At 48.4% G+C, this 7,284-nt stretch carries 7 protein-coding genes; 3 read left to right on the plus strand and 4 right to left on the minus strand.

Features of this window, described 5'->3' with window-relative positions; genetic code table 11:
- Together RMO35_RS03465 and cobM are read left to right on the plus strand one after the other, a co-directional pair.
- Positions 1 to 530 (plus strand): glycosyltransferase family 4 protein (locus RMO35_RS03465; RefSeq protein WP_309738576.1); only part of this gene is annotated, 530 nt, incomplete at its 5' end.
- A gap of 243 nt (positions 531 to 773) precedes the next feature.
- Complete coding sequence (cobM, locus tag RMO35_RS03470) at positions 774 to 1,586, plus strand: precorrin-4 C(11)-methyltransferase (protein WP_309738577.1); 813 nt, start codon at positions 774 to 776, stop codon at positions 1,584 to 1,586.
- Here cobM and RMO35_RS03475 read toward each other — a convergent pair.
- Positions 1,583 to 2,689 (minus strand): glycosyltransferase family 4 protein, encoded by a 1,107-nt coding sequence (locus tag RMO35_RS03475; RefSeq protein WP_309738579.1) that lies wholly within the window; start codon positions 2,687 to 2,689, stop codon positions 1,583 to 1,585. The two genes, cobM and RMO35_RS03475, sit on opposite strands and share 4 nt — an antisense overlap.
- A gap of 323 nt (positions 2,690 to 3,012) precedes the next feature.
- On the opposite strand from RMO35_RS03475, the gene RMO35_RS03480 reads away from it, so the two are divergent.
- Positions 3,013 to 4,593, plus strand: a complete 1,581-nt coding sequence (locus RMO35_RS03480; RefSeq protein WP_309738580.1) for an alkaline phosphatase D family protein — start codon at positions 3,013 to 3,015, stop codon at positions 4,591 to 4,593.
- Between the two features lie 17 nt (positions 4,594 to 4,610).
- Here the strand turns inward: RMO35_RS03480 and RMO35_RS03485 are convergent, their stop codons facing one another.
- From RMO35_RS03485 to RMO35_RS03495, 3 genes are all read right to left on the minus strand, one after another.
- On the minus strand, positions 4,611 to 5,567 hold the full coding sequence (locus RMO35_RS03485) for a hypothetical protein (RefSeq protein ID WP_309738581.1): 957 nt from the start codon (positions 5,565 to 5,567) through the stop codon (positions 4,611 to 4,613).
- Positions 5,568 to 5,589: 22 nt separating this feature from the next.
- Positions 5,590 to 6,720 carry a glycosyltransferase family 4 protein gene (locus RMO35_RS03490; protein ID WP_309738582.1) on the minus strand — a complete coding sequence of 377 codons (1,131 nt, stop codon included), beginning with the start codon at positions 6,718 to 6,720 and terminating at the stop codon, positions 5,590 to 5,592.
- Between the two features lie 225 nt (positions 6,721 to 6,945).
- On the minus strand, positions 6,946 to 7,284 hold a 339-nt coding region (locus RMO35_RS03495), incomplete at its 5' end, for a DUF4832 domain-containing protein (RefSeq protein ID WP_309738583.1).

Genomic DNA, 7,284 nt, shown 5'->3' on the forward strand with positions numbered 1-7,284 from the left:
GATATCACCATCAGAAAATTTTGTTTGTTGGGATCGAATGGGAGCGAAAAGGTGGCCCGATCTTAGAAGAAGCTTTCAAAATGGTACTAGATAAATTTCCAAATGCCACTCTAGATATTGTCGGTTGTTCGCCTAAAGTCACTACTCCCAATTGTAATATCGTCGGTAAAGTTCCCTTGCCGGAAGTCTCTGAGTATTATAAAAAAGCCTCTGTGTTTTGTTTGCCGACTAGATTCGACCCCAATCCTAATGTCTGTTTTGAAGCGATGGCTCATAAACTGCCAGTGATTACCACAAATGGCGGCTCGCGACCTGAATTTACGATCGAGGGAAAAAGTGGCTATCTCGTAGAAGTAGATAATCCGCACCAGCTTGCCCAAAAAGCGATCGAACTGCTGGCATCCCCGCAAAAATGTAAATCTTTTGGCGAATACGGTCATCGGATGGTTTGGGACAAATATACCTGGGAGAAAACAGGTGCCAGAATCAGCCAAAATATCGACAGATTTCTCTCGTGTAGGCCGATCTAGTCGATCTTTCAGTTCGCTTGGCGATCGACATGATTGAGTGCCATGTGATACTAAATCCGCCTTGCCCTCACCCCGCCATCGCCTCTGGCTCTGGCTCCCCTCTCCCAAGCTTGGGAGCGACCCAAATCGCGCTGAGGTTCCCTCAGCGTGCGTTTGGGTCAAGACAGAGGGGTTGGGGGTGAGGGCTGAGGTTCGTAAGTTGTACAAACCGGATTTGATGTGGGAGCGTTGTATCATAGCTAAATGAGCGAAAATACCGAGTTGCCATTAGCACAGCACGATCGATCGATCCCGAATGTATATATTATCGGTGTTGGCCCTGGCGATCCAGATTTACTAACTGTCAAAGGACAGCGGATTATTGCTACTGCGGCGGTGATTTTGTATGCCGATTCCTTGATTCCCGAGCGGCTGTTAGAATGCGCCCGCCCAGATGCCGAAATCATCAAAACCAGCGATCGCACCCTCGAACAGATTGTCGAAATTGTGGTCGCCCGCGTCCGCTCTGGCTTAACGATCGCGCGGCTCCATTCTGGCGATTTGACGTTGTATAGTGCGATTACCGAGCAAATCCAGGCTTTTCGGGCGGCGGGGGTATCGATCGAATTAGTGCCGGGAATTAGCGCCTTTCAAGCGGCGGCGGCGAGGATCCAAGCCGAATTAACTGTCCCGGAGATCGTCCAGACGATTATCCTCACGCGTCCGATGGGTAACGCTTCGGCGGTGCCCCAGGCTGAAGATTTGGCGAGTTTAGCCGCTCATCAGGCAAGTTTGTGCCTGTATTTAGCCGCCCGCCACGTCGAGACGGCGCAGGCTCAACTCCTCCAGCATTATCCGCCCCAGACACCAGTTGCCATCTGTTTTCGCGTCGGCTGGGAGGACGAGCAAATCTGGATCGTGCCCCTGACGGAGATGGCAACAGTTACTGCCCGCGAACATCTCGTCCGGACGACGATGTATATTATCAGTCCCGCTTTGTCACAAATTGATGGAAATGTCAACCAGACGCGATCGCGCTTGTATCATCCCCACCACCACCACCTCTTTCGTCCCTAACGTCGTCGGCGCGAGATTACTCGATCGATCGCCTCTTGCCAGATCGCCATCACCTGCTCCAACCCAAAGCGATCGAGAATTTGCGGCGCATTTTTCGCTAATTGCTGACGGCGAGCCGGATCGGACATCAGGGCATCCAATCCGACGACCAACGCATCGACATCCTCAGTTGCCACCAAGACCCCATTAATCCCATCCTCAATAATATCCCGAGGGCCGCTGAGACGATCGGCAGCCAGCACGGGCAACCCGCAAGCCATCGCCTCACACAACGCCATCGGAAAGCCCTCAAATCGCGATGGCATCACAAATAAATCCGCTTGACTGAGGTATTCACGGACATTGGTGACTAAACCGGGAAAATGAACGCAATCGGTTAATTGCAATCGGGTGCGGAGATCTTCTAATTCCGATCGGAGATCGCCTTCACCGAGGATCGTCAGTTGCCACTCGGGGTATTTAGGTTGAAGTCTGTGAAACGCTGCGAGTAAAAGATCGAAACCTTTTTGAGGATGGAGTTTGCCGATGGCGAGTAAGCTTGGATTGGTCAACAACCGCGTCGTATCCCGGACAGGATCTGGCTGAATGACTGGATTGGGCATCACGATCGTGCGATACCCTTGTTTTGCTGGATAAAATGGCAGTGCATTTTGAGTTAAAACTGTAACTAAATCCGCATAGCGATAAGTCCACTTCATCATGAACTGCCAAATTTTGTTGGCATCATTCGCCCCAGGATAAATATGCTCGCTGACAATCGTTGGCATATTCAACATCGCACAGGCAGCGATCGTATAAACATTGACAGAATTCATAAAACTGATGACCACATCAGGTTTACTGGCAATAATCTCGCGCCGCAATACCGATATCCGCTGCCAAGCGTTGCCAATAGCTGCCAGCACATTTGCCGAATCTCCAGCCACATCTAACGGCTTGAGTTTGATGCGAGCATCTAATGGATAAAAAGGTGGTTTAGTAGGTGAAACTAGTAAAATCAAAGTTACATCCCAACCTTGAGTAACCCAGTAATTTGCAACGATCGACATGACGCGTTCTGCGCCACCACCCCATAATCCATAAATAACTAATGTAACTTTCATCAACGATCGCTCTAATTGCAGCTCTAACAGGGTGTTTATCTTTAAACTTCATTCTAACAGTTTACAGACATTCATCAATTTAGTGCCGAAATTGACTGCTACTTTCGATGTTCTAATGACAAAAATTATTAGTAATCGATCGCGATCGCGCCTAAATATTTAGGTTTTTTAACTTAGGATGCAGGCATAACAATATTGGACTTTTTCGTCGATCGTCGCCAGGTTTTCTTCAGTAATTATATTTATTTGCTCGCCAGCAAAATCGCTTACAATAATGATACATAAATAATGTACGACAAAAAGTAATTACCCAGTGAGGCACTATGGCAAGTCAATCGCGTCGGCAATTTTTGATTCGTTCGACTCTCGCTGGTAGCGGTACGATTGCCGCCAACTTGCTGACCAACGCTAGCTTTATCCATTCTGCACCCGCGATCGTACCATCCGACAAACTGCGTCCTAAAATTTCTTACGGTATCGCGAGTGGGGATATCACTCAGGGTAGTGCTGTCATCTGGAGTCGCAGCGACAGGCCTGCGCGGATGTTGGTAGAGTATGCTGACAATGACACATTCCGCAACTCCAGACAGATCGGCGGGTCAGTGGCGTTAGCCGCGAGTGACTACACTGCACGGCTGACCCTCACTGGACTCCCAACTGGACGATCCGTGTTCTACCGAGTTCGATTTCAAGATCTAGATGACGAAAAGCTCATCAGCGCCCCCACCAGCGGATCCTTTCGGACAGTTCCCCAAAGAGGCAAAGACATCACGTTTGTATGGGGCGGAGATACCGCAGGGCAAGGCTGGGGCATTAATCCTGACTTTGGGGGGATGAGAATTTATGAGGCAATGCGACGACTGAAGCCAGATTTTTTCATTCACTCAGGAGATACAATCTATGCAGACAACCCGATTAAATCTGAGGTTAAACTGGCAGATGGTAAAATTTGGCGCAACTTAGTCACGGCAGAAAAATCTAAAGTTGCGGAAACGATCGCGGAATTTCGCGGCAATTATCTCTATAATTTGATGGATGAAAACGTCCGGCGATTTAATGCGGAAGTACCCCAGCTAGTGCAGTGGGACGACCACGAAATCCGCAATAATTGGTATCCCAATCAAATAATTAAAAATGACGATCGCTACAAGGTCAAAGATGTAAATCTACTCGCGAGTCGGGGCAAACAAGCCTTTTTAGAGTACGTGCCGATTCGGCTCAGCGGGAGCAATCCCGCACAGATTTATCGCTCCTTCAACTATGGCACGGCGCTTGAAATCTTCATGTTAGATAAACGGAGCGAGCGTGGTCGAAATTCCCCGAATCGCCAGCCAAATTCAAGTTCGGAAACAGCTTTCTTAGGCAACCAACAACTGCAATGGTTAAAGCAAAGCTTACTCAATTGCCAAGCAACCTGGAAAGTAATTGCGAGTGACATGCCCGTTGGCTTAATGATTCGCGATGGTGCCAAGGCATTTGAAAATGCTGCCAATGGTAATGGAATGCCCCTCGGACGAGAATTAGAACTCGCTGAGTTATTGCGATTCATCAAATCCAATCAAATTCGGAATGTCGTTTGGCTCACCGCAGATGTACATTATGCAGCGGCGCACTACTACGATCCAAACCTAGCACAGTTTCAAGATTTTTATCCCTTCTGGGAATTCGTGACGGGGCCACTTCATGCAGGTACTTTTGGGCCGAATGAATTAGATAATACTTTCGGCCCACAGGTCAAGTTTAGCAGTGTCCCACCCGGAAGTCCCCAAAACATTCCACCCACGGCGGGACTGCAATTTTTTGGACGAGTTAAGATTAGTGGTGAGAGTCAAGTGATGACTGTGGCACATCACAATTTAGACGGTAAAAAAGTCTACAGCATCGACTTATCTCCAGAAAAGTAGTAGCTGTTAAGTCTCCATTACCGCATGTCAACACAAGCAATACAACGATCGTCATCCGTGCTGACAAAATCGATGTGGTGCATCCCAATGTGGTTACACGACATCGTTCCTAGCTTAAATAAATAATGACTATCTAGGGGTATTTGCGCCTCTAGATATGTCGATTTGGTCAAAGACTCGATCGCGATTGCCCTCACATTATATCCATAAGTTTTAGTACAATCTTGCGCGAACCGAACCGGGCGATTGGCAACAATTTGGACTCGACCTGCTGGTCTGGAAATCTCCACACTATCTTTGACGATCGGACTCTGAGGATGCTCTACCCATTCACCCAATAAACTATCGGCATAATACAATTTCATGAGATTGCAGGGGCTGCCTTCTGTCGGTTCGATCCCGACAAACAACCACCAGATATCATTAAAATTGAGGATCGAAGCATCGACAAACCGACTGCCGATCGAGATTTCCTGGACAAATTCCCAAGTGCCTGGAAATTTTTTAGCGCGGTACAATCGAATTGAATTTGCCTCGCAGGATTCCGGAATCATGTACCAAGTAGATCCAGATTCAAAGACATAGGGATATGAAAGATGAAAGTCTTCAGCAATAATAATCTGCTGATAATTCCAGCGATAACCATCCTGACTGCGCGCAAAAGCAATCTCCCCTTTTTGACTACTATGGTTGAAAACTTCAAAGAACATCAACCACTCATTAGCACCTCTAACTAGAAATGGATCGGCGACAAATGCCGCCACAATATCGGTGACATCGCGGCGAGTGAGTACGGGATTGGTAACTACTGTTGTTGGCTGAAGGTGTTGAAAACTCTTACCTTCATAGATCGATATCGACCAATTGGATTGTCGATCGATCCAAATTAATTGATTTGCTAATCTTACTGGCAACAGCGCCATGAAATAATTATAAACGGCAACGATCCTGCCCTTAATCTGAGAAATTGGCATGTGTAATATCGATGAAAATCGGTTAGAGTGACTTGGATGTTCGCTGAGAGTATTGACGACGATAGATCGATTTTTCGATCGCCTCCGTCCAGGTCGCCATCACCCGTTCTAAGCCAAAGCGATCGAGCACTTGCGGCGCATGTTGGGCCAAGTGGTGACGGCGAGCCGGATCGGACATCAAGGCATCCAATCCAGCGACCAAAGCATCGACATCTTCTGTTGCCACCAAGACACCATTGACCCCATCGTCAATAATATCCCGAGGGCCGCTGAGACAATCGGCAGCCACCACGGGTAAACCACAAGCCATCGCCTCGCACAACGCCATCGGAAAGCCCTCGATGCGAGATGACAGCACAAATAAATCTGCTTGATGGAGATACTCGCGCACATTGGTCACAGCACCGGGCAAATGGACGCGATCGGTTAATGCTAGCTGCGATCGCAATTCTTCTAGAGCCGCGCGGTGTTTGCCTTCACCCAGAATAGTGAGCTGCCACTGGGGGTATTTCGCCTGAAGCTGGTGAAATGCCCTCAGCAGCAGATCGAAGCCCTTACAATGTTCGAGCCGACCAACGGCAATCAGACTGGGCGTAGCTAATAATCGGGCTGTCTCGATCGCTGGCGCTGGCGTCAAAATGGGATTGGGAATCGCGATCGTCTGATATCCAGCCGCTGGTGGGTAAAAAGGGATAGCATTCTGAGTGAGGACGGTAACTAGATCGGCATGACGATAAGACCACTTCATCAGTAGTTGCCAAATCCGGTTGATATCGATCGCGCCAGGATAAGTATGTTCGCTGACAATTATCGGTATATTTAAATTCCAGCCAGCAAGGATGGTATGGACGTTGACAGCACTCATAAAACTGACGATAGCATCAGGTTGGCTGGCAACTATCGCTCGTCGCAACACCCTAACCCGCCAACCCGCAGCAAAGATCGCCTCCAGCGGATGGCTAGACTTTGTGGCAATCCCCAGCGACTGAATTTTGACGCGGGGATCTAGCGGGTAAAAGGGTGGTTTAGTCGGATCGACTAGCATAATTAGAGTTACATCCCAACCCTGACCGACCCAGTAGTTGGCGATAATAGACATGACTCGCTCTGCGCCACCACTGCCTAATCCATAAATAACTAAAGTAACTCTCATTGATGTTTGTGATTCAGATAACGGCATCAAATCGCTCTCTCACAGTAGAATATGTAGTATCATACATCAATACTACCTTAAACTAATGTAAAAAATATTACTAGCGTCTTACTGAAAATGGCGTAAATTTAGCAATATTAATGCCGTCGTTGGCGTTGGCGTAGCCTGCCGTAGGCACAGCCTACCGGAGGTAATCGCGACGTTTCGCGTAGATCTGAAGGCGACTTATCTAGTTACCTGAACTGTGCGACGGAGTGAATTAAATCCGGTTTTAGCTTCCCACGTTTGTTCGTTAGCCAAGCGAATCGAGTACTCTGGGCGATTGGCGAGTTTGGGCAGCGGATCTGGGAGGTTTAGCAACAGCTCGTACGTTCCTAACGGTGCCGCCTGGGGAATTTGAGCTTGCACATCCACTGAGATTTTGCCAGCTTGGGGCAGCCAAAATCGCGGATCGTGAGTTTTGCTCCTCGGCTTGAGCAGGGGGAGCCGATAGACCTTGCCACTTTGCCGATGGCGGGCAATCAATTCCAAACCCCGAGGGTTGTAAGGACTGGCATAACCGAC

The sequence above is a fragment of the Chamaesiphon sp. OTE_20_metabat_361 genome (assembly GCF_031364565.1).

What these genes read in the sequence shown, in the direction of transcription:
- cobM (WP_309738577.1), top strand. Translation starts at nt 774, where the DNA reads ATGAGCGAAAATACCGAGTTGCCATTAGCACAGCACGATCGATCGATC.
- RMO35_RS03475 (WP_309738579.1), bottom strand. Translation starts at nt 2,689, where the DNA reads ATGAAAGTTACATTAGTTATTTATGGATTATGGGGTGGTGGCGCAGAA.
- RMO35_RS03480 (WP_309738580.1), top strand. Translation starts at nt 3,013, where the DNA reads ATGGCAAGTCAATCGCGTCGGCAATTTTTGATTCGTTCGACTCTCGCT.
- RMO35_RS03485 (WP_309738581.1), bottom strand. Translation starts at nt 5,567, where the DNA reads ATGCCAATTTCTCAGATTAAGGGCAGGATCGTTGCCGTTTATAATTAT.
- RMO35_RS03490 (WP_309738582.1), bottom strand. Translation starts at nt 6,720, where the DNA reads ATGAGAGTTACTTTAGTTATTTATGGATTAGGCAGTGGTGGCGCAGAG.